General features: G+C 59.1%; 19 protein-coding genes. 13 read left to right on the top strand and 6 right to left on the bottom strand.

All coding sequences use genetic code 11. From position 1 onward, the window contains the following. The first annotated feature begins 229 nt into the window (after positions 1–229). The 8 genes from ACM6I0_RS02365 to ACM6I0_RS02330 all read left to right on the top strand — a co-directional run bounded on the left by ACM6I0_RS02365 (position 230) and on the right by ACM6I0_RS02330 (position 8,908). On the top strand, positions 230–565 hold the full coding sequence (locus ACM6I0_RS02365) for a YceK/YidQ family lipoprotein (protein WP_285435976.1): 336 nt from the start codon (positions 230–232) through the stop codon (positions 563–565). Between the two features lie 163 nt (positions 566–728). After that, on the top strand, positions 729–2,486 hold the full coding sequence (locus ACM6I0_RS02360; protein WP_208670371.1) for a carbamoyltransferase: 1,758 nt from the start codon (positions 729–731) through the stop codon (positions 2,484–2,486). Then, positions 2,470–3,600, top strand: coding sequence for a glycosyltransferase (locus tag ACM6I0_RS02355; RefSeq protein WP_414921368.1), 1,131 nt, complete (start codon positions 2,470–2,472; stop codon positions 3,598–3,600). Before ACM6I0_RS02360 ends, ACM6I0_RS02355 begins: the two co-directional genes overlap by 17 nt. Next, a complete protein-coding gene (locus ACM6I0_RS02350) occupies positions 3,600–4,496 on the top strand; it encodes an antimicrobial resistance protein Mig-14 (RefSeq protein ID WP_285435955.1) in 897 nt (298 codons plus the stop codon). The genes ACM6I0_RS02355 and ACM6I0_RS02350 overlap by 1 nt, the downstream gene beginning before the upstream one ends. A gap of 8 nt (positions 4,497–4,504) precedes the next feature. Continuing rightward, positions 4,505–5,938: a PIG-L deacetylase family protein gene (locus tag ACM6I0_RS02345; RefSeq protein WP_414921367.1), complete on the top strand. Its 1,434-nt coding sequence runs from the start codon at positions 4,505–4,507 to the stop codon at positions 5,936–5,938. Positions 5,939–5,991: 53 nt separating this feature from the next. After that, a complete protein-coding gene (locus tag ACM6I0_RS02340) occupies positions 5,992–6,876 on the top strand; it encodes a DUF6625 family protein (protein WP_414921366.1) in 885 nt (294 codons plus the stop codon). Beyond that, complete coding sequence (locus ACM6I0_RS02335) at positions 6,873–8,027, top strand: glycosyltransferase family 4 protein (RefSeq protein WP_414921365.1); 1,155 nt, start codon at positions 6,873–6,875, stop codon at positions 8,025–8,027. Before ACM6I0_RS02340 ends, ACM6I0_RS02335 begins: the two co-directional genes overlap by 4 nt. Further along, on the top strand, positions 8,024–8,908 hold the full coding sequence (locus tag ACM6I0_RS02330) for a glycosyltransferase (protein WP_414921364.1): 885 nt from the start codon (positions 8,024–8,026) through the stop codon (positions 8,906–8,908). Before ACM6I0_RS02335 ends, ACM6I0_RS02330 begins: the two co-directional genes overlap by 4 nt. A 72-nt stretch (positions 8,909–8,980) precedes the next feature. Here ACM6I0_RS02330 and ACM6I0_RS02325 read toward each other — a convergent pair whose 3' ends face one another. After that, positions 8,981–10,204, bottom strand: coding sequence for an acyltransferase family protein (locus tag ACM6I0_RS02325; RefSeq protein ID WP_414921363.1), 1,224 nt, complete (start codon positions 10,202–10,204; stop codon positions 8,981–8,983). Next, entirely contained in the window at positions 10,204–12,066 is a 1,863-nt protein-coding gene (locus ACM6I0_RS02320; RefSeq protein WP_285435961.1) for a bifunctional O-antigen ligase/aminoglycoside phosphotransferase family protein, read from the bottom strand. Before ACM6I0_RS02320 ends, ACM6I0_RS02325 begins: the two co-directional genes overlap by 1 nt. Before the next feature lie 156 nt (positions 12,067–12,222). Here ACM6I0_RS02320 and msbA point away from each other — a divergent pair, with 156 nt between their 5' ends. The 4 genes from msbA (at position 12,223) to hldE (ending at position 17,012) form a co-directional block, all read left to right on the top strand. Then, positions 12,223–14,025 (top strand): lipid A export permease/ATP-binding protein MsbA, encoded by a 1,803-nt coding sequence (gene msbA, locus ACM6I0_RS02315; RefSeq protein ID WP_285435962.1) that lies wholly within the window; start codon positions 12,223–12,225, stop codon positions 14,023–14,025. 157 nt (positions 14,026–14,182) lie between these two features. Further along, complete coding sequence (locus ACM6I0_RS02310) at positions 14,183–14,887, top strand: sulfotransferase family 2 domain-containing protein (RefSeq protein ID WP_414921362.1); 705 nt, start codon at positions 14,183–14,185, stop codon at positions 14,885–14,887. Further along, positions 14,880–15,485: an adenylyl-sulfate kinase gene (gene cysC / locus ACM6I0_RS02305; RefSeq protein ID WP_414921361.1), complete on the top strand. Its 606-nt coding sequence runs from the start codon at positions 14,880–14,882 to the stop codon at positions 15,483–15,485. Before ACM6I0_RS02310 ends, cysC begins: the two co-directional genes overlap by 8 nt. A 102-nt stretch (positions 15,486–15,587) precedes the next feature. Then, entirely contained in the window at positions 15,588–17,012 is a 1,425-nt protein-coding gene (hldE, locus tag ACM6I0_RS02300) for a bifunctional D-glycero-beta-D-manno-heptose-7-phosphate kinase/D-glycero-beta-D-manno-heptose 1-phosphate adenylyltransferase HldE (RefSeq protein ID WP_131058771.1), read from the top strand. Between the two features lie 114 nt (positions 17,013–17,126). Here hldE and ACM6I0_RS02295 read toward each other — a convergent pair whose 3' ends face one another. The 4 genes from ACM6I0_RS02295 to ACM6I0_RS02280 form a co-directional block, all read right to left on the bottom strand. Continuing rightward, on the bottom strand, positions 17,127–18,095 hold the full coding sequence (locus ACM6I0_RS02295) for a metal ABC transporter ATPase (RefSeq protein ID WP_285435965.1): 969 nt from the start codon (positions 18,093–18,095) through the stop codon (positions 17,127–17,129). Between the two features lie 32 nt (positions 18,096–18,127). Beyond that, positions 18,128–18,940, bottom strand: a complete 813-nt coding sequence (locus ACM6I0_RS02290) for an aldo/keto reductase (RefSeq protein WP_285435966.1) — start codon at positions 18,938–18,940, stop codon at positions 18,128–18,130. After that, positions 18,937–20,112 carry an NAD(P)/FAD-dependent oxidoreductase gene (locus ACM6I0_RS02285; RefSeq protein WP_285435967.1) on the bottom strand — a complete coding sequence of 392 codons (1,176 nt, stop codon included), beginning with the start codon at positions 20,110–20,112 and terminating at the stop codon, positions 18,937–18,939. Before ACM6I0_RS02285 ends, ACM6I0_RS02290 begins: the two co-directional genes overlap by 4 nt. 202 nt (positions 20,113–20,314) lie before the next feature. Next, on the bottom strand, positions 20,315–20,647 hold the full coding sequence (locus tag ACM6I0_RS02280; protein ID WP_285435968.1) for a DMT family transporter: 333 nt from the start codon (positions 20,645–20,647) through the stop codon (positions 20,315–20,317). 103 nt (positions 20,648–20,750) lie between these two features. On the opposite strand from ACM6I0_RS02280, the gene ACM6I0_RS02275 reads away from it, so the two are divergent. Continuing rightward, positions 20,751–21,653, top strand: coding sequence for a LysR family transcriptional regulator (locus tag ACM6I0_RS02275; RefSeq protein ID WP_285435969.1), 903 nt, complete (start codon positions 20,751–20,753; stop codon positions 21,651–21,653). The last annotated feature ends 10 nt before the right edge of the window (positions 21,654–21,663 follow it).

Here is a 21,663-nt window from a genome sequence, read left to right as displayed (position 1 = left end):
GACCCTTCGCGAGCAAGCCCGCTCCCACAGGGTATCTGCGTCACACACAAAATATCTGTCCGACGCAGAATTACCGTGGGAGCGGGCTTGCTCGCGATGGGGCCAGAACAGTCAGTCGAGATTAAGGGGACAAGTTTTTGTGAACTGTCCTACATGATCCGCAGACTCCATGAACTGTGCCCTGAATAGTCACGATGCTAGTTTGCCTGACGTTTACGGAGGGCAGATTTTGACGATAAAAATGGCTGTTGCGATGGGGGCTTTTTCACTGGCCTTAACGGGCTGCGGAACAGCGCTTACAGTGCTGCAAGACGACGAAGACGCGGCTCGCGGCCTGCGAAAACAAAAGACCTACTGCCAATCCATTCCCCGTGTTTACAGCGGTATGGCCTACAACTTCTGCCTCCTGCATGCTCCGCCGGATCCCACGGGCGTCCTGGTACCCTTGGTGCTGCTCGATCTGACGCTCTCGGGCATCTGCGACACGGTGTCCTTGCCCTATACGATTTTCCGCCAGGCTACTGACGGCAATCTGGGTATTTACTGGCGAGCAGGGCGCGGATAAGCAGGGCGCCACGCTTAAGTCCAGGCAGGGTAATAAGCGCTGGGTCATTCCCGCCATGTTTACGCTATAATCCCGCCCTTTAGCTGTCTCTCGCCCCTTGCGAGGGCACATTAATTTTTGAGGCGCTTGTCGCCTGCATGCAGACTAAAGAGGCTAGACCCCTGTGGCATTGACGATTCTTGGCCTGTCCGGCGCCCTTAGCCATGATCCTTCCGCAGCCTTGTACATCGACGGCAAGCTGGTCGCTGCGGCTGAAGAAGAGCGCTTTGTGCGCGATAAACATGCAAAGAACCGCATGCCCTACGAATCGGCGAAGTTTTGCCTCGAACAGGCAGGTATCAAGCCGTCCGACGTTGACGTGGTGGCGATTCCATTCGCACCGATCAGCCTGTTCGGCAAGGCTCGCTGGCAGTATGCCAAGCGTTACTGGTACGCCCCGGACCGCGCTCTTGACGCGATCCTGATGGGCAACCGTCGCTACAAGCGTTATCGCAACAAGATTGTCTGGTGCCTCGAGCAACTGGGCTTCGATCCGAAGAAAATCAAGATCGAGCCGGTCGAGCATCACCTGGCCCACGCCTCCAGCGCTTATCACTGCTCCGGTTTCAAAGAGAAAACCGCGATCCTGGGGATCGACGGCAAGGGTGAGTACGCCACGACCTTCTTCGGTTATGGCGAAAACGGCAAGATCCACAAGATCAAGGAATTCTTCGATCCGGACTCCCTCGGCGGCCTGTACGGCGCGATCACCGAGTTCCTCGGTTTCGACATGCTGGACGGCGAGTTCAAGGTCATGGGCATGGCGCCGTACGGTGACGCCAGCAAGTACGATTTCTCGCGCCTGGCGTCGTTCGAAAACGGCGAACTGGTGATCAACACCGACTATGCCAACGTCATCGGCCTGCGTCGTTACAAAGAGAAGGGTAAAGGTTACTACTTCTCGCCGAAGCTGATCGAGTGGCTGGGGCCCAAGCGCGAAGGTGACATCGCTGACGAGCCGTACATCCACTACGCGGCGAGCATTCAAGCACTGTTTGAAAAAATCGCGCTGCAGATGATCGACCACTACTTGGGCGATGTGCTCAAGGAAACCGGCAAGCTGGCCTACGCCGGCGGCTGTGCGTTGAACGTCAAGCTCAATCAGAAAATCATCGCCCGCGATGACGTAAAAGAGTTGTTCGTGCAGCCTGCGTCCGGCGATGCCGGCACGGCGGTGGGCGCTGCAGCTTACGTGTCCAACGCCCGTGGTGTTCCGGTCGAAAAGATGGAACACGTCTACCTCGGCCCGTCCTACACCAACGAAGACGTGCTCGCTGCCTGTGCCCGTCACCCGAGCAAGCCGGTCTGGCGCAAGCTTGAGAACATGCCGGAAAACATCGCCAAGATCATGGTCGATGGCAACCCGGTGGCCTGGTTCCAGGGACGCATGGAGTTCGGTCCGCGTGCCTTGGGCGGTCGTTCGATCATTGGCTGCCCAAGTGCCGTCGGTGTCGCTGACCGCATCAACCACCAGATCAAGTTCCGCGAGCGCTGGAGGCCTTTCTGCCCGTCGATGCTCGACACCGTTGCGCCGCAGATGATCAAGATCGATCACCCTGCGCCGTTCATGACCTTCACCTTTGAAGTGGCTGAAGAGTGGAAGACCCGCGTGCCGGAAGTTGTCCACGAAGATGGCACTTCCCGGGCCCAGGTGCTCAAGCGCGAATACAACCCGCGCTACTACGACATGATGAAGGCGCTGGAAGTATTGACCGGCAACGGCGTGTCGCTGAATACCTCGCTCAACCGTCGCGGCGAACCGATGATCTGCTCGCCGACCGACGCTCTGAACATGTTCTTCGGCTCGGACCTGCAGTACCTGATCATGGAAGACATTCTGGTGGTCAAAGAGGGTGCGAACGCTTATGACACGCTCGGCTGAACGCCATGTGCTGCAGTTCTGTCACGGCTATGACGGGCCGTTTCTGGACTGCGCCCGGCAGTACGCCAGCCTGTTCGCCGGGACTGGATATCGCGTGACAACGGTGTTCCTCACCGGCGCCGCCGACAGCGACGTCGCTGCAGGCTGCGCTTCCGACGAAGTGCTGTTCATGGAGTACAGCTCCAAGGCCATCCGTGGCCTGAAGCTGGGCGCCATCAGCGATCTGCGCAAGATTGCCGCTTCACGCAATTTCAGTTTCTGCATCGCTCACCGGTTCAAGCCGATCTACATCGCCTTGCTCGGCACCTCGCTGCCGGTGATCGGTGTGCACCACGCGTTTGGCGATTACAAGCGCGGCACCCGCAAACTTTTCTCCAATCTATTTCGCAAGCGCCTGAGCCTGCTCGGGGTTTCCGATGCGGTGCGTGATGACATGCGCAGTTGCCTGCCGAAATGGCCGGCCGAGCGGATTCAGACACTCTATAACCGTATCGATGTGCCGGCGTTGCAGACCAGCCAGGTGTCGGTCCGCGAGGCACGGGAAACCCTCGGCCTGTCGGCGGACGCCTGGATTGTCGGCAACGTCGGGCGGCTGCATCCGGACAAGGACCAGACCACGTTGCTGCACGGTTTTGCCGCAGCGTTGCCGGGCTTGCCGGCCAACAGTCAGTTGGTGATCCTGGGTAGCGGTCGACTCGAACAGGACCTCAAGGCCCTGGCCCGTGAATTGGGTATCGGCGATCGTGTGCTGTTCCTCGGTCAAGTACCGGATGCGCGCCGCTATTTCCGCGCATTCAACGTGTTTGCCTTGAGCTCTGATCACGAACCCTTCGGCATGGTGCTGTTGGAAGCCATGGCCGCCGGCATTCCGTTGCTCGCCACCGCGTGCGGTGGGGCGAAGGAGATCGTTGAAGGGGTGGGCATTCTGTTTCCGCTGGGCGATGCCGAGCACTTGGCCCAAGGGCTGCAACACCTGGCCGCAATGGACGACCAGCAACGTCACCAGTGTGCCGAACTGATGCTTGATCGCTTGCGCGAGCATTTCTCCGACCGCGCGGTACGTGAGGTTTTCTGGCATTTGCCACACGTCACAGAACTGGCGCAGAGGGCCTGATGCTCAACCGATTTCAAGGCTGGCGCGAACGTGGCTGGGCGGTGGTCGACGCCCCGACTTATGCCCAGGCCTGGCAGCGTTTTGGCGGCAGCGTCGCAACTCATCCCCTGGTGGTTGAACGCCTTGCGCAGTTGGCCGAGATCCCGGTGCGGTACCTGGCCTGGGAGCAAAACGGTGAAGTCAAAGCTGCGATACCGACCTGGGGGCGCGACCTGGCGCTGTCCAAGGATGTGCTCAAGCGCCGCGGTAAAAAGGGCCTGTTCGACCTCGGTAATGCCGAGCTGATCCTGCCGGCCGCCGCGGATGCTCAAGCACCTCTGCGCCATCGCGGGCGGTATTTGTCGGCCTTGAGCGAAGGCCGCTTCACCGACATCAAGTTGCAGGCCGAACAGCTGGCAATGGCCCGTACGCCCGAAGAATTGTCGAAAAAATTTCGCTACAACCAGCGCCGTGAATTGCGCCTGCTGGAAGAGGCGGGCGGGGTGGTGCGCCCGGTCGCCGATTTCTCCAGCGCTGAGCTGGCAGCGATTTACTGCGACCTGTTCCAGCGTCGCTGGGGCTTCCCGGCCACCGGGGCCGAGCGCATGGGCGAGGTGATCGAACTGCTGCGCGACTTCCTGATCGGCTCGGTGATTTTCCTCAACGATGCGCCGATTGCGATTCAGCTCGTGTATCGGGTCGAGGCGCCGCAGTGGATCAGCGTTGAATACATCAACGGGGGAGTCGACCCTCAAACGCGCGAGTTCAGCCCCGGCAGCGTGCTGAGTTTTCTCAATACTCAAAGTGCCTGGGAGCATGCGCGGGCCCTGGATAAGCCCTTGCGGTTTTCCTTCGGTCGCGCTGATCGTGAATACAAGGACCGCTGGTGCAATCCCGTGCCGGTTTTCACCGTGTGAGACAGCCCATGAGCCGCAAACAGCAACTGCTCAAACGCCATCGTCGCAACAAGCGCATCGGTCTGTTGATCGCACTGGTGCTGCTGATTGCCATCGGCGTGTGGGTGGCCTGGTGGTTGCCGCCGGTGTTGGCGGTGTTGGGCTGGATTGCCCACGAGGCCTGGTTCGCCGACCATTTGTTCTATTCGCCCAAAGACGATTACCAATACAGTTTTGCGCCTTACACCCAACAGCCCAAGGTTCATCTGGACGGTGAGCGTCTACGGCTGGACGAAGGCGTCATGCTGGTCGACGACGCCACGCTGGTGCTGGCGCTGCGGATAAAAAGCACGTGGCTGGGACGCTTTATCGATCCGGTGGTCGAGCTGGCGGGCGGCGAGAATCCCGATCGGCAAACCTTCGAACGGGGCGTCAACGGCCTGCGTTACCTGAACCTCAGCGGTCAGGCGCGCGTGCTATCGCGAGGTGAATTACGGCTGCGTGGGCGGTTCTGCCGATTGCTCGGCGAGCCCGTACTCTGGGCATTCGAACAACCTGATTATCGACGCCAGCGTGTGATGGTGATCGCGCCCCACGCCGACGATGCAGAGTTGGCGGCCTATGGTCTATACAGCCAGGCCGATGAAGCCTGGATTGTCACGCTCACCGCCGGCGAAATCGAAGCTGAACACTATCGACAACTGGGCCTGAACAAGGTCGAGGCAGCACGCCTCAAGGGGCGTTTGCGCGCCTGGGACAGCATCGCGGTGCCGCGTTGGGCCGGTGTGCCTGAAGCACATTGCGTTCAGTTGGGTTATTTCTGTCTGCAACTGGCGGCGATGCAGGCCGCACCGACTCAACCGGTGGGCTCGCGCGAAGCGGACCTGAACGACACCCGAGTGTTTCGCCAGTTGAATCCATTTGCCCTCCCGGGCGATGTTGACGGCGCTGCGACCTGGAACAATCTGTTGGCCGATCTGCGCGAGTTGCTGCTGCGCGCGCGGCCTGAAGTGATCGTGTTGCCACACCCGATACTCGATCCGCACCCTGATCATATCTGCGCCCAGCAAGCGGTCCTCGAGGCCTTGCAGGGGCTGGAGTGGCAGCCGACGACACTGCTCGGCTACGCCAACCATTTGCACGACAACGACCGTTGGCCAATGGGTGATGCAGGCCACGGCATCGCACTGCCTCCGGCCTTTGACTCGGTCCCGCCGATGGAGCCGTACTGCCTGCCGCTGTCGCTGGATTTGCAGCGAGATAAAGCCATGGCGCTGGGCATGATGCATGACCTGCAACCGCCCATGCCATTCAAGCGCCGTGTGCGTCGGTTGATACAGCGACTGTTGGCCCGCAGAGCGCCGCCGCTGTATGGCGAAAACGAATTTTTTCGTAAAGCGGTCAGGCGTCACGAGTTGCTATGGCTTTTGAAGCATACTGAAACACCTAGGCAGCAGAAATGAAGTTCTGCGCGGCCTAGCATGGCTGCGACTCAAACAACTGTAGTGATTCTTCTGTGATCAACCCATGCCCACGTATAGTTTTTTTGATTCCGTATTTCGGCTGCTGGCCGTTCTGGATGCCGTTCTTTCTGGAGAGTTGTCGTCGTAACCCCGATATCGACTGGTTGCTGTTCAGCGACTGCGGTGTCCCGGAGCATCTGCCGCCCAACGTCACGGTCGAATGCATGACATTCAGTGAGTACTGTGTGCTGGTGTCTAGACGGCTCGGCATCGACTTTGTGCCGGATGCGCCTTATAAACTCTGCGATATCAAGCCGGCGCTGGGGCATATTCATGCCGACCGCCTGCAAGGCTATGATTTCTGGGGATTCGGCGATATTGATCTGGTGTATGGTGACCTTCGCAGTTATTTCACCTCGGAGCGACTGGCCGGTCATGACCTGTTCTCGACTCACGAGCGACGGGTCGCGGGTCATCTTTGCCTGATGCGCAATAACACCCGAAAGCGTGAGTTGTTCATGAAGATGAAGGACTGGCGAAAGCGCTTTACCGACCAAGTGCACCACGCGCTGGACGAGGGCGCATTCAGCCGAATCTTCCACTGGCGCAAAAATTTTCCCGAGCCCTTGTTCACCTGGGTGGGCAAGCTCAATCCGTCTCGACGACGCAGTGAATTCACCGAGGCGTTCAGCACCCCGGGAGGCTGCATCAAGTGGCACGACGGCACGGATGATTTTCCGCGCCACTGGTATTGGCGCAATGGCTGTTTGAGCAACGATCGCGATGGCGATCGCCGGTTTCCGTATTTCCACTTCGTCTGCTGGAAGCGCAATGAGTGGTCACGGTTGCCTCTACCCGACCCAGCCGAGGTCCGGCATATTGCCACCGAAGCAACCTGGGTCATCGATGCGACTGGTTTTCACCGGGGAGAGTTATGAGTCAACGGTCAAAGGTTCTGCAGTTGCAGCCTGACTACAACGTCAAAGCCCATGATTTTGCCGACCTTGCGGAGCAGATCGTCAAGGCTTTGCCGAGCGAGCGCTATGAAGTGACCGCAGCGTTCCTGCGTGGCAAGCCTGGGCCAGGCGAGGCCGTGAGCCGGGCTGACCGTTCGGTGTATTTCGAGTTCTCCGACAAGTCCCTCAAGGGCATGCGCCTGCGGGCGATGTGGCGGCTGTACAAATTTTGCCGCGCGGAAAAATTCGACGTGGTGATCTGCAACCGCTTCAAACCCGTGAACATGATGCTGACCCTCAACCGTTGGTTGAAAGTGCCGCTGTGCATTGGCATCTCCCACGGCTTTGGCGAGTACGACCGGTTTTACCGGCGTCGCCAGACCCAGCGCCTGATCGATCGTCACTGGCGTTTTGTCGGCGTATCGCCGGCCGTCAAACAGTACCTGCTGGACTGCGACTGCGGTTTCACCGACCAGAACACCTACGCCATCACCAACGCGATCGACATCGAGCAGGCCGAAGGCTTGCAGCACAGTCGTGAGCGCGCCCGCGAGATGCTGGGTATCGATCCGTCGGTGCGCTTGATCGGCGCGTTGGGTCGCCTGGTGCCGGTCAAGGGACACACCTATCTGCTGCAGGCGTTTGCCGCGCTCAAGGACAAATACCCGAACACCCAATTGGCGATCATCGGTGCCGGTCGCGAAGAGTCGAAACTGGCAGCCGAGATCGAGCGCCTGGGCCTGACCGGTCGCGCACACCTTTTGGGCTTCAAGGAAATCGCCTTGCAGTACATTCGTGCGTTCGATGTCTGGACCATGCCGTCCCTGGCTGAAGGGCTGGGCCTGGCGTTGCTGGAAGGGATGAGCGGACACCTGCCGGTGATCGCCTCGAATGTACCGGCAATGCTGCCGTTGATCGAAGGGGCTGGCGGGTTGGCGATTACGCCGAAGGATGTGCCGAGCCTGATCACGGCGCTGGATAACTACCTTGCCCTGTCGGATGACGAACTCAAGACCAAGGGTGAGCAGGCGTTCCGTTATCTGCAAAAAGAGCATGACATCGAGGTGTTCCGCCAGGAATACCTGAATCTGATCGAATCGGGCCTTGAAAAAGCTCGCAAGGAACAACCATGAGCGACGCGCAACCTCTCGTAACCGTCATCATCGCGTCGTATAACCACGCTCGCTACATCGAGGAAAGTATCCTCAGCGTCCTCAATCAGACCTATAAGAACATCGAACTGCTGGTGGTCGATGATGGTTCCAGTGACGACAGTGTCGAGCGCATCAAGGTATTGCAGGAAAAGTACGGCTTCGATTTCCGGGTTCAACAGAACCAGGGTCTGACGAATACCCTCAATGCCGCCATAGCCCGTTCAAAGGGCAGCCTGATCGTGCCATTCGGTTCCGACGACATCATGCTCCCGGAACGTATTGCGACGCAGGTGGCCTACATGGATGGCAAGCCTGAGGTCGGTATCTGCGCCGGTAACATCGAGCTGATCGACGCCGACGGCAATCTGTTTCCCGAGAAGCGCCAGCGCCGTGATGTGCCGTTTCGGCGCCTGGACTTCGATGACATGTTCCTGGAGCGCAAACCCTATCCGCCCGCACCGACCCTGATGATCCGTCGGGAAGCGCTGGACAAGGTGGGTGGGTTCGATCCGAGCATTCGGCTGGAAGACTTGCTGATCGAATTGAAGGTAACCCGCGCAGGGTACTTCATCGATGGCCTGAATGTATTGATGGCGCGCTATCGCAAGCACCCCACCAATTCCTACAAGAACCACCGCTTCATGGTCGACAATATCCTGCGCTCCTACGCGCTGTTCAGCGATCATCCGCTGTACGATGAGGTGCGCTACAAATTCCTCAGTTCAATGTTTCTCAAAACCTCCAACCGCGATCGCAAGTTGGCCCGCGAGCTGCTGGCACAGATCCCGTTCAAAGCCTGGAACAAGAAGACCTGGCGTGGTCTGGGGCGGCTGTACTTCTCGCCTTTGGAGAAAGACTAAGGTCTTGACGCATTACTCTTAACAGCTGGCGAGCCTGCATTCGGCTGCGCCAGTTGCTAGAGGGTGTGTGAATCAGCGAGCGATCTTTTCCGTCAGGCCCTTGTCGACCTTTCTGCTCCTGCCTTGCCGCAACCACTGCAAGACTTTCTTGCCGGCGGTGATACCCGGCTGTTCGATGTACAGGAACGTCAGGCTGCTGATGACGATCAACAGGCAGCTGCACACGGCCAGCAGCGCCAGAAAGGTTGAAGTGTCGCGAGCATCCAGTTCCAGCATAGGCGGCACTCGTTGCACCAATAACCAAAGCACGAACCCGTGCAGCAAATAGGTGCTGTAGCTGATTTCCCCGAGCCAGCGGATGCTGCGCGGTTTCAATAGGCCAAACAGGTTATTTCCGGACGCAACGATCACGAAAAACAACGACATGAGCAGCAATGGCCTAAGGCTGAAGGCGCGGTTGAATGCCGTGAATGCAATGGCCAATGCCAGCAATGCGACAATTCCCGCCATTCGTGTCTGACTCCAGGCCATCAGTTGTGGCCGGCGTATCCAGTATGCGGCGCCGATACCGCCGAGGAAGCTCGTCAGGAAATGTTTTTTCAGCGAATGTTCCCAGCCGACCACTTGGTAAACGGCATAGATGCCGATCAGGCACAGCACCGCTTGCTTCCAGGTTGCGCGATAAATAAACACCATGGCGGCGAGCGGCAGGGCGAGGTAGAAAAACATCTCATAGACCAAGGTCCAGGTGACGTTGGAGATCAACATGCCGGTCTGGTGGTACTGGTTGACGTCCGGTAGGTTGAAGGACATCCAGGCCAGGATCTGGCCGATCAGACGGATGACAGGTTCCTTGAGCTCCCAGTTCTGCAGATAAAACACCGTGACAAATACGATCAGCATCAGCGGCAGGTACAACGGGTAGAGGCGAAACAATCGCGACACGGCAAAGGCGAGCCAGTCGTGTTGACGTCCCTGGGTGAGCAATCGGTTCCAGAACAGGAAGCCAGTGATCATGAAAAACAGCGCGACGCTGCCCTGGCCGAGCTGTGCGTAAAAGTTGCTCGGCGGAAAATCGATCACCCCGACGCGCAGGAAGATCCAGGTAATGATTGAGTGATGCACGAACACGCCGAACGCCAGATAGCCGCGCAACCCGTCAATGCTGGCGTAACGGCCTTCGCCGGAATGCTCCAGGTGGCGGGCGATTTTCGGGACAGCGCGCAACAACAGGGCGGAGGTTACGATGGCCAGCAGATAGGCTGCCAGCGCAATGAGTGGGTTGGTTTCGGTCATCAATGAGACCGAACCGGGATACTCCCGGCCAGCACTTGCCTGTGCAGGTTATCGACAGCGGATTTTGACGCCGTCATGGCATATCCCTGGAGCAACGCTTCGAAGTGATCTTCGAACAACCAGCGTCGATCCACCGTGTAGCGTTGCATGTGGCGCAGATTGCGCTGACGCAGCGACAGGTTCAGGGATGAAGGGTAGATGCGCATGTCGGCCACGTCGATCAGGCCGAACTCACCGTCTTCAAGCACCAACACGTTGCCCAGGTGCAGCGAGCGGAAATACACACCTTGCTCATGCAGTTGAGCCATGAACTTGCCGAACCGCTCCACCAGTGCCTGACGCACTGCCGGAGCTGTAATGCCTTGCATCACCTGGCGCAAGGTGTTGCCCGGGAGTGGCAAGTAGTGCACGGCACTGCTGCCATCGTGTACCCGGTACAGGTCAAGAATTTTCGGGGTGGGAATCCCCATGTCGCGCAATTGTTCGCTGTTGACGGCAAAGCGTTCGGAATACGGGTTGAAACTGCCCGAGGTGTACCAGCGGCGGCGACGGAACAGCTTGAGGAAGCTGCCATCAACCAGACGCAGGACTTTAGGGCCCAGGCCATCTTCTTCGATTACCTGCGCATTGGCCGTCAGTGCTTGCAGGTCTGCGGGTTTCAGTGCCTTGACCGGCATTGCCAACAGGCGTTTGGCGCGCTGGTTGATGCTCAGGGCGGCGATCAGTGCCAACGGAATCCATAGCAGAAACCAGTGCTCTTTAGGTCGCGAGATAATGCCGCCACCTTCGGTCAGGCCCGCGCCAATCCCGAATATCAACCACGTCGAGGCAATGATAAACAGCGGTTGCAGGCGATTACGCCAGCTGCTCAACAAACCCCAGGCCTGAAAGAACAACCACGGGAGCAAGCCTAAAATACCGACGTAATAGAGAACGCCCAAGGCAAAGCTATGAGGCTCCTGGAAGTTCGTTCCGACCCCCGGGTCTATGGCCAGGTCAGCGTTGTAGCCATGACCGATCCATGGGTGTTCAGCAATTTTGTTCAGCGCCAACTGCCAGATTTCGAAACGATAAGAGTCGCCGCGCTCAATGATCATCCGTGAGAACAGCACGATTACGGTTGCCCCGCTGACGAGCAGCACGCCAAGCAAGACCATGGACCGGCGACCCCAGCAGATGAAACTCAGCCACAACGAGGCTATGGTCAGGGCAACCAGCGGGGTTCTGGAGCCGGTCGCAATGACGGCGGCGAACATCACGGCCATCGCCGGGATGCTCAGCCAGAGCACCTGCTTACGCTTGCAAGTCATGCTCAAACTCAACCAATACGCGCAGAAAAATCCGAATACGTGAGAGCTGAGCAAAGGATTGTCAAACGCACCGCCACCGATCAGGCGAAGCCCGGGCTCGTAGATGCGAGAAAACATGAATAAGTCGTAGGCCGTGCCAATCAGACCCACGATTGCGGCGGTGAGCAACAGTGGTTGAACGATTTCGCTGCGATAACGCACCAGCAAGTAACACCCTGCGAACAACAACAATGTATGCAGCGGTGGCTTGAATTCGCCGAAGAAGTTTTTGCTGTCAGGGGTCCAGGATAAACTCATCATTGCCCAGGCGACGAACACCAGCGCTGCAATGAAGATCGGTTCGCGTAGCAGCTCCTTGAATGCACGAGGCCGCAGACAAATGGCAAACAATGCCGGAATGCTGAACAGACCATAAAAGAGCTTGTGGTGCAAACTTCGGCCCGGCAGGAAAAACATCGCGCACAGGAGCAGAAAATAGCCAACGGGAAGAATCCAGAGGCAAATGAAATCGAAAACTCGATTGGACACGCTGTTTAAACCGCTGAGCTGCATGCTGAAAAATTCAATCCTGAAGTTGATCGGCCATTTCGGGGTGATGGCTATTTGATGCTGAACAATACGTCTAACAATAACAGCCTTTGTGCGATTGCCAGAACCCTGAGGAAGCTGTGCTAAAGTCAGCGTCCTTTTTATCGACATTCGCGTGATATGACCGACTCCAGTCTCTCCGCAAGCCCTTCGAGCTTGAAAATCTACTTCCGCCTGCTCGGCTATGTCCGGCCGTACATCAGTCTGTTTCTGATCAGCATCGTCGGTTTTCTGATTTTCGCTTCGACGCAGCCGATGCTCGGCTACATCCTCAAGTATTTCGTCGACGGATTGTCCAACCCCGAGGCGGCACTGTTTCCAACCGTGCCTTACCTGCGAGATCTGCAACTGCTGCAGGCGGTGCCGTTGCTGATCATCCTGATTGCCGCATGGCAGGGGCTGGGATCTTATCTGGGCAACTACTTTCTGGCCAAGGTTTCCCTCGGGCTGGTGCATGACTTGCGTGTGCAGCTGTTCAATAACCTGTTGGTCTTGCCTAATCGGTATTTTGACAAGCATAACTCGGGTCATTTGATTTCGCGTATCACCTTCAACGTGACAATGGTCACCGGGGCGGCCACAGATGCGATCAAGGTCGTAATCCGTGAAGGCATGACGGTGATCTTCCTGTTCGCTTCGCTGCTGTTCATGAACTGGCGCCTGACGCTGGTCATGGTTGCGATCCTGCCGTTGATCGCAGTAATGGTGCGCACCGCGAGCAAGAAATTCCGCAAGCAGAGCAAGAAAATCCAGTTGGCCATGGGCGACGTGACGCATGTGGCGTCGGAAACCATCCAGGGTTATCGCGTGGTGCGCAGCTTCGGCGGCGAAGTCTACGAAGAAAAGCGTTTCTTCGAAGCCAGTCAGGGCAACACTGACAAGCAACTGCGCATGACCCGTACCGGTGCCATCTACACGCCGTTGCTGCAATTGGTGATCTACACCGCGATGGCGGTGCTGATGTTCCTGGTGCTGTACCTGCGCGGCGATGCGTCGGCGGGCGACATGGTTGCCTACATCACTCTGGCCGGCCTGTTGCCCAAGCCGATCCGCCAACTGTCCGAAGTCAGCTCGACCATCCAGAAAGGCGTGGCCGGTGCCGAGAGCATCTTTGAGCAACTGGACGTCGCGCCTGAAGTCGATACCGGTACCGTCGAGCGTGATGCCGTCAGCGGTCGTCTGGACGTGCGCAACCTGAGCTTCACCTATCCCGACACCGAGCGTCAGGTGCTCGATGACATCAGCTTCTCGGTCGAACCGGGGCAAATGGTGGCGTTGGTCGGTCGATCGGGCAGCGGCAAGTCGACGCTGGCCAACCTGATTCCGCGCTTCTATCACCACGACAAGGGCGAGATCCTGATCGACGGTGTTGAAGTGGAACAATACAAACTGCTGAACCTGCGCAAACACATCGCCCAGGTGACCCAGCACGTCACGCTGTTCAGTGACACCGTGGCTAACAACATTGCCTATGGCGATCTGGCCGGCGCGCCCCGTGAAGACATTGAAAAAGCGGCTCGGGATGCTTATGCGATGGACTTTATCGCGCAACTGCCCGAAGGCCTGGACACCCAGGTCGGCGAGAACGGCGTGCTGCTTTCCGGCGGTCAGCGCCAGCGTCTGGCAATTGCCCGGGCGCTGTTGAAGAACGCGCCTCTGCTGATTCTGGACGAGGCCACTTCGGCCCTCGACACAGAATCGGAGCGTCACATTCAGGCAGCACTGGATCAGGTCATGAAAGGCCGGACCACCCTGGTGATCGCGCATCGTTTGTCGACCATCGAGAAGGCGGACCTGATTCTGGTGATGGACCAGGGGCGGATCGTCGAGCGCGGCACCCATGCCGAGCTCCTGGCGCACAATGGTTACTACGCCCGACTCAATGCCATGGGCCTCGATGCCCCGGCCGAAGACATCGCCTGACAACCGTTCACCGGGCGTGCAATGCGCCCGGTGATTTGTATCCAGACCTTTACCCTTCTTGACCAAACCTGAATAAAACTGCGTGCCGCGCTTGCTAAGGTTCCTGAATGAATCTTGACTTCAACGAGAGGGTCGTCCCTTTCGCGCGGGTACTGCCATGTTTCAACGTTATCTCTGGAAAATCCTGCCCAAGCAGCAAAGGGCCTTCCTGCTGGGGCGCCTGTCGGTGGTGGACCGTCAGGTTGTGAACAAGTCGATGTCGGCCAACCTGCGTTTCCCCCGGGCCTTCGAGCAGCAGGCTTGTCTGTTCATCCACGTTCCTAAATGTGCCGGGAGCAGCATCTGTGCCGCGATGTTTGATAACTGGAGCCCGGGGCACTTGCCGTTGTACTGGTACGAGCAGCAGTTTCCCCAGCAGTATGCCGCCAGTTTCAAGTTCGCCTTCGTTCGTGATCCACTTGAAAGGGCTTACTCGGCCTACGCATTTCTAAGGGGTAACGCGTTGGGGCGGCGTGATCACGCAGCGCAGCAACTGGTCAGTCACTACCGCGATTTCGATGATTTTGTCGGTCGCTGGCTGCACCCGGAAACCATCAACCGGCAATTGCATTTCGCCGCGCAGACGGACTTTGTCACCGACTCCCTGGGGCATCTCGCCCTGGATTTCGTTGGCTATCAGGAGCACTTGGCTCGTGACTTTCAGCTGGTTTGCGAAAAGTTGGGCCGGTCGGTGGCATTGCCTCACCTCAACTCCTCCGTGCAACGACTTGCAATGCCGGCCCGGGATTTCTGCACGGCGCGCACACGCCGGCTGGTGCGGCGAGCGTATCACCGTGATTACGAGATGCTTGGTTATGAATGAGTCGCTGTCGATGCCCGTTACCAGCATCAGGCCCTACCATTTGTCGCTGACCCGAGAGGCCCGTGCTTCAATCAAATCCCAGCGCCCGCGTTGCCTGTGGCTGACGGGGTTGTCCGGGGCGGGAAAGTCGACGTTGGCCAATGCCCTTGAATTACAGCTCAATCAACATGGGCTGCACACGTTTGTGCTTGATGGCGACAACCTGCGCAATGGCCTGTGCCGTGATCTGGGGATGGGTGCTGAGTGTCGTCGGGAAAACATCCGGCGCATGGCCGAGGTGGCACGGCTGATGGTCGACGCCGGGCTGATTGTGATCGTCGCAGCCATTTCGCCGTTTCGCGCCGAACGCGAGAATGCGCGGCGATTGTTCGCCGAGGGCGACTTCATTGAGGTGTACGTGAGCACGCCGTTTGCAGTGTGTGCGCAACGCGATCCTAAGGGGCTGTATCAAGCGGCATGGGAGGGGCGAATCAAGGATTTCACCGGTATCGATAGCCCTTACGAGGCGCCACTGTCTGCCGAGTGCGAGATCGACACCGAAAAACGGGCGCTGGCAGACGCTTGCCTGCAGTTATCGTCATTTCTGCTCAATAAGTGACCAGGTTTTAGTGTCGAATCATCCGGTTGCAGCCGTCGCGCAAGCCAGCGCCCACCCTGTGGTAATATCGCGCCCCTGTTCATTTTGTATGTGGGTTGCTCCATGAAGTTGTCCATGCCGCGATTCGATCAAGCCCCTGTCTTGGTGGTCGGCGATGTCATGCTCGACCGTTACTGGCATGGTGGTACCTCACGGATTTCCCCTGAGGCGCCGGTGCCGGTGGTCAAGGTCGAGCAAATCGAGGACCGCCCGGGCGGTGCCGCCAACGTTGCGTTGAACATTGCCGCCCTCGGTGCTCCGGCCTCGCTGGTCGGCGTGACCGGCGACGACGAAGCGGCCGACAGTCTGGCCAATAGTCTCAAGGGTGCAGGCGTTCGCGCCTTGTTCCAGCGCATCGCGCACCAGCCGACCATCGTCAAGCTGCGGGTCATGAGCCGTCACCAGCAATTGCTGCGTATCGACTTTGAAGAACCGTTCGCCACCGACGCACTGGCACTGGGCGAGCAAGTCGACGAATTACTCGAAGGCATCAAGGTGCTGGTGCTGTCCGACTACGGCAAAGGCGCGCTGAAAAACCATCAGGTGCTGATCCAGGCCGCCCGTGCCCGTGGCATTCCGGTGTTGGCCGATCCCAAGGGCAAGGACTTCTCTATCTATCGGGGCGCGAGCCTGATCACCCCGAACCTCAGTGAATTCGAAACCATCGTTGGCGGTTGCGCCGATGAGCACGAGCTGGTGAGCAAAGGTGCGCAGCTGATGCACGACCTCGATCTCGGTGCATTGCTGGTGACCCGTGGCGAACATGGCATGACCTTGCTGCGTCCGGATCATCCTGCGCTGCACTTGCCGGCCCGTGCCCGTGAAGTGTTCGACGTGACCGGTGCCGGCGACACAGTGATTTCTACCCTCGCGGCAGCGATTGCAGCGGGTGAAGAACTGCCTCACGCGGTGGCCCTGGCCAATCTGGCGGCGGGCATCGTGGTCGGCAAACTCGGTACAGCGGCCATCAGCGCGCCTGAGCTGCGTCGTGCGATTCAGCGTGAAGAAGGTTCCGAACGCGGTGTGCTGGGCCTGGAGCAATTGCTGCTGGCGGTCGACGATGCGCGTGCGCATAAAGAGAAGATCGTCTTCACCAACGGTTGCTTCGACATCCTGCATGCCGGCCACGTAACGTATCTTGAGCAGGCTCGGGCCCAGGGCGATCGTCTGATCGTCGCGGTCAATGACGATGCGTCAGTGAGCCGCTTGAAAGGACCGGGCCGTCCGATCAACAGCGTTGACCGTCGCATGGCCGTACTGGCCGGTCTCGGCGCGGTGGACTGGGTTATCAGCTTCCCTGAAGGCACCCCGGAAAACCTGCTGCGCGAGGTCAAGCCGGATGTGTTGGTCAAGGGCGGTGATTACGGAATCGACCAGGTAGTCGGCGCAGACATCGTGACTGCTTATGGCGGGACGGTGAAAGTGCTGGGGCTGGTTGCGAACAGCTCTACGACTGCAATAGTCGAGAAAATCCGCAAATCCGAGTAACACTGATCGTTCCCACGCTCCGCGTGGGAATGCAGCCCGGGACGCTCTGCGTCCCAGAGCGGGCGAAGCGCGTCCATTGAAGCATTCCGCGCCGACGGTTCGACGTGAGAGTGGTCAGGAGCTGACTTTTTTCCGCGGCACAATTTTCTTCAGTAGTAGCTTCGCTTTCCCACGCAGCCGCGCCAAACCGGAATCTTTCCCTGGCGGACTCAGTCCCTGCTGTCGCATCCAGTCCTTCCAGCGAATCCGTTCATCGCGCACCAGCCAGCCTTCCTGCTGGGCAAAACTCTCTGCCAGATACAATCCACGTGTACTCGCCGGGTATAGCTGATCCTTTTTCAAGGTATACAGCTCAGCCATCGGCTGGCCGTCCTGCAGAGGCATCAGGTACAAATCGGGGCGCTTGCGATCGAGCCGGGCCACCAGTTGATCACCCTCCAGTCGTTCGTCGACATGGAACAGGCTCAGGGATTTGGCTTCCTTGGGCACCTCCAGACGCAAGTCATAGATCAATTGCAACGAAGCCGTCGGCAAATGCACATAGGCATTCGGACGTTCGATCAGCTGCATGTTGGCGCAACGCACCGGCCGCGCAGAGCCGGACAACGGTGTCAGGCGAAAGGGCAATGCCTCGCGATAATGCAGCGCGGACGAGTAGGGCGCCGGTAACCACGTGTCGTTGAAGCGTCCACCGAGCCAGCCTTCCGGGGTTTCGAGCAGGCACTCTTCGGCTATCTCCTGAATCGCGGTGTGCAGCGGCAGGTTCAGTTCGTGGGCTGGCACGTAACCCGAGATCAGCTTGAGCACCACATCGCCACGGTCTTGCCGACGCTGACGCACCAATACCCAGTAATCTCGATTCTGCCAATGCAGGGTCAGGCGCACCGAGACCCCGAGGTTGGCCAGTTCCAGCGCAAAGCGCTGAGTGTCGGCCACCGCCACCGGGCGGCGACGTTGCAGGGTCTGGGAGAAATTGAGCGGCATCCCGACGCTCTGGTAGCTCAGGCCTTCGGGAGTCGCTTCGACGTACAACGGCAGGGTCTTGAAGTTGCTCGGGTTCTTTCTTATGAGCGTACGCGGCATGTCGGCTCCTGCTTAAGGCCGCGTGGGCGGCATCAGTTTCTACGAAGGACCTGGGCAACGGTCGCGACGTTGTGGGCGAGGTGCAGCGGATTAATGGTCCCGACAATAGCACTGGCAACGCCGGGATGTTCAAACAACAACTCGAAGCTGGCGCGCACCGGGTCTACACCGGGGCTCAGGCAGACGTGACCGCTGGCGAGGGCTTTCTTGATCAGAATGGCTTTACCGTGAGCAGCAGCATAGTCAATGACCGGCTTCTCGTGTCGATCGTTCAGATTGTAGGTGACCATGGCGCAATCACCTTGTTCCAGAGCCTTCAAACCGCCTTCAACGGTTTTGCCGGAAAAGCCGAAGCCGCGAATCTTGCCCTCGGCCTTGAGTGCGGCGAGCGTCGCATAGACCTCGCTGTCGTTGAGGATCGCCAGGTCGTTGCCGTCGGAGTGCACCAGCACCAGGTCAATGAAGTCGGTTTCCAGGCGTTGCAGACTGCGCTCCACTGACAGTCGGGTATGCGCGGCGCTGAAGTCATGACTCGACTGGCCATCGCTAAACTCTTCGCCGACCTTGCTGACGATCACCCAATCCTGACGCTGGCCGCGCAACAACGGTCCGAGACGTTCTTCGCTGCGGCCATAGGCCGGGGCCGTGTCGATCAGGTTGATGCCCATGTTGCGCGCGAGCTTGAGCAACATGCGCGCTTCGTCGTCATCGGGAATCTGGAAGCCGCTGGGGTATTTCACCCCTTGATCGCGGCCGAGCTTGACCGTGCCCAGGCCCAGCGGCGAAACCAGCAGGCCGGTGCTGCCCAGTGGTCGATGCAATTCGTGCAGAGTCGGTTGGCTCATGGCAACAGTTGCTCCCAGGCGGGGATGCCCATCGGTGGTTTTGGCAGATCGGGTAGCGGTGCGGCGGGGCCGGGTTGAATGCCGTCACGCGCAAGGCTTGCGATCACCCGGTCGGCGAAGTCAGGTGCGAGTGCCAGTTTGGTTGGCCAGCCCACCAGCAGCCGACCTTGTTCGGCCACAAATGCATTGTCAGGACGGGTCAGTCCTGATTGCAGCGGCTCGGCGCGGTCCACGCGCAGGGTTGCCCATTGCACTGTGCTCAGGTCGATCCATGGCAGCAACTGACCGAGTTCTTTCTGCGCGGTGGCGATTTGTTCGGCGGGTTCGCGAGCGACACCTTCGGCTTCAGCGATATCGCCGCCCAGGTACCAGACCCATTGGCCATCTGCCGCCGGGTGGGTGGTCACGGTGATGCGCGGCTTGGTGCCGCCGCCCAGGCAATGGGCGTACAGCGGTTTGAGGCTCGGGCCTTTGGCGATGATCATGTGCAGCGGTCGGCGCTGCATGGCGGGCTGGCTCAGGCCCAGTGCTTCGAGCAGTGCGGCGGTGCCGCCACCGGCGCTGAGCACGATGCGTTGCGCACGGATCTCGCGCTCGTCGACCTTCAGGCCCACCAGAGCGCCGTCCTCCAGCAACGGTTCAATCTTCTGGCCAGCGAGCAATCCGTTTCCCGCCAGGTCGGCGAGGCGTTGGATCAGGCTCGGCACATCGATCACCAACTCTGCCAGTCGATAGACTTTGCCCTTGAAGCGCTTGTCTTGCAGAGCCGGCGGCAGTTGATCGCCTTTGACCTGATCGACGCGGCCACGCACGGCTTTGCTGGCGAAGAAACTGGTGAGGTTGCCGGCGAGGGTGCCGGGGGACCAGAGGTAATGGGCTTCGGACAACAGGCGCACGCCGGACAGGTCCAGCTCGCCGTCGCCGGCCAACGCTTCACGCCAGCGGCGCGGCATGTCGGCAATGGCTTCCGAGGCGCCGGTCAGGGCGCCATGCAGCGCGTACTTGGCGCCGCCGTGGATGATGCCTTGGGACTTCACGCTCTGTCCGCCGCCGAGGCTGGCGCTTTCCACCAGCACGGTCGAAAAACCCTGGCGGCGCAGACGCGCATTCAGCCAGAGGCCGGCGACACCAGCGCCGACAATCAGAACGTCGGTGGAAATAACGGATGGCATGCAGCGACCTCAGTGTTCAAGACGAGGGCGCAGTATACAGACTCGAAGATTGGAGGTTTTGCTGGCGATCAATCGATGGCAACGCACAAACCCTGTGGGAGCGAGCTTGCTCGCGATAGCGGTGGGGCAGTCAACATTGATGCTGAATGTTATGTCGCCATCGCGAGCAAGCTCGCTCCCACAATGGATTGCGCTTCGAACCTTAATGCCCGGCGGTTTTGGAGAAGAGCTGGATCACCACGACACCCAACACAATCAGCGCCATCCCCATCATCGCCGGCACATCCAGCTTCTGGCCGTAGATGAACAGCGCAGCCACGCTGACCATCACGATCCCCATGCCGGCCCACACTGCGTAGGCAACACCCACCGGAACGCTGCGCACCACCAGGGTCAACATCCAGAAGGCAATGCCGTAGCCGACAATCACCAGAATCAGCGGCAGCGGAGTGCTGAGGCCTTTGACGGCTTTCATCGAAACGGTCGCGATCACTTCGGCGCAGATGGCAATGGCCAGGTAGTAGTAAGCGGTCATGGGTGCATCCTCGTGTGAAGTGTTGCTTTCTATGGTCGGCATTCTAGAGATTCTCCAGATGCGGTAAAGTCATTACCTATCTGTTCTGAAGATGGGTTGCCTCATGAGCATGCAATGGAATCTGGAGCAGCTGCGGCTGTTTGTCAGCGTAGCGGAGCAGCGTTCGTTTTCGGCGGTTGCGCGGGATCAACGCAAGGCGCAATCGGCGGTCAGCAGTTCGATTGCGCAGCTGGAGGACGACCTCGGCGTGAGCCTGTTCGACCGCAGCAGTGGTCGTCAGCCCAAACTGACCGAAGCCGGCAACGCCTTGCTGGAAGAGGCACGCGAAGTGTTGCGTCAATGTGAACGCCTCAATGGTCGGGCGTTGGCGATGATGCGCGGCCAGGAGGCACGCCTTCGCGTGGCTCAGGATGAGGCGATGCCCTATCAGCCGATCATCGAAAGCTTTGAAGCCCTGGCGGAAAAATTTCCCAGCCTTGAAGTGCAACTGACCAGCGCCGCCCAAGGCGATGTGGCGCGCAAACTGGTGGAGCGGCGGGCCGATCTGGGCTTGCTGTTTTATCACGATCAGATTCCCGAAGCCCTTGAGCGGCGCGTGGTGGGCAGCGTTGAGATGGTGACTGTGTGCGGTGTCGGACATCCGCTGGCCAGGCAGATGCAGATTGATTGTCAGCAAATGGCGCAGCATCGACAGCTGCTGATGTCCACGCAGTCCAGCGTCTACCCCGGCAGTGAGCCGGCCAGTCCGCAGGTCTGGCGGGCCGACAGCTTCTACGTCATGGCGGAATGGCTGGTGCGCGGCCTCGGCTGGGCCTGGCTGCCGCGACACGTGGTGCAATACCCGGCGTATCAGGGCCTGATGGTCGAACTGGATAGCGAATGGACTCCGCCAGCGCTGGTGGTGGAACTGGTCTGGCGCCGTGACGAGCCCCTCGGCCCGGCGGCACGTTGGTTGGCGGAACGTTTTGCCGTGCACTTGCAGGCGATCGGTCAAAAAAGCCGATAAACTCCGCCGC

Origin of the sequence: Pseudomonas sp. IT-P294 (assembly GCF_949767865.1) — a bacterium.
In the GTDB taxonomy this organism is placed as follows: Bacteria; Pseudomonadota; Gammaproteobacteria; order Pseudomonadales; family Pseudomonadaceae; genus Aquipseudomonas.
Note: the sequence above shows the minus strand (reverse complement) of the source record. Positions and strands in the feature narration are given on the sequence as shown.

Coding starts and splice junctions, on each gene's coding strand:
- ACM6I0_RS02355 (WP_414921368.1), top strand. CDS start 2,470: ATGACACGCTCGGCTGAACGCCATGTGCTGCAGTTCTGTCACGGCTAT.
- ACM6I0_RS02350 (WP_285435955.1), top strand. CDS start 3,600: ATGCTCAACCGATTTCAAGGCTGGCGCGAACGTGGCTGGGCGGTGGTC.
- ACM6I0_RS02345 (WP_414921367.1), top strand. CDS start 4,505: ATGAGCCGCAAACAGCAACTGCTCAAACGCCATCGTCGCAACAAGCGC.
- ACM6I0_RS02335 (WP_414921365.1), top strand. CDS start 6,873: ATGAGTCAACGGTCAAAGGTTCTGCAGTTGCAGCCTGACTACAACGTC.
- ACM6I0_RS02330 (WP_414921364.1), top strand. CDS start 8,024: ATGAGCGACGCGCAACCTCTCGTAACCGTCATCATCGCGTCGTATAAC.
- ACM6I0_RS02325 (WP_414921363.1), bottom strand. CDS start 10,204: ATGACCGAAACCAACCCACTCATTGCGCTGGCAGCCTATCTGCTGGCC.
- ACM6I0_RS02320 (WP_285435961.1), bottom strand. CDS start 12,066: ATGCAGCTCAGCGGTTTAAACAGCGTGTCCAATCGAGTTTTCGATTTC.
- msbA (WP_285435962.1), top strand. CDS start 12,223: ATGACCGACTCCAGTCTCTCCGCAAGCCCTTCGAGCTTGAAAATCTAC.
- ACM6I0_RS02310 (WP_414921362.1), top strand. CDS start 14,183: ATGTTTCAACGTTATCTCTGGAAAATCCTGCCCAAGCAGCAAAGGGCC.
- cysC (WP_414921361.1), top strand. CDS start 14,880: ATGAATGAGTCGCTGTCGATGCCCGTTACCAGCATCAGGCCCTACCAT.
- hldE (WP_131058771.1), top strand. CDS start 15,588: ATGAAGTTGTCCATGCCGCGATTCGATCAAGCCCCTGTCTTGGTGGTC.
- ACM6I0_RS02295 (WP_285435965.1), bottom strand. CDS start 18,095: ATGCCGCGTACGCTCATAAGAAAGAACCCGAGCAACTTCAAGACCCTG.
- ACM6I0_RS02290 (WP_285435966.1), bottom strand. CDS start 18,940: ATGAGCCAACCGACTCTGCACGAATTGCATCGACCACTGGGCAGCACC.
- ACM6I0_RS02285 (WP_285435967.1), bottom strand. CDS start 20,112: ATGCCATCCGTTATTTCCACCGACGTTCTGATTGTCGGCGCTGGTGTC.
- ACM6I0_RS02280 (WP_285435968.1), bottom strand. CDS start 20,647: ATGACCGCTTACTACTACCTGGCCATTGCCATCTGCGCCGAAGTGATC.
- ACM6I0_RS02275 (WP_285435969.1), top strand. CDS start 20,751: ATGAGCATGCAATGGAATCTGGAGCAGCTGCGGCTGTTTGTCAGCGTA.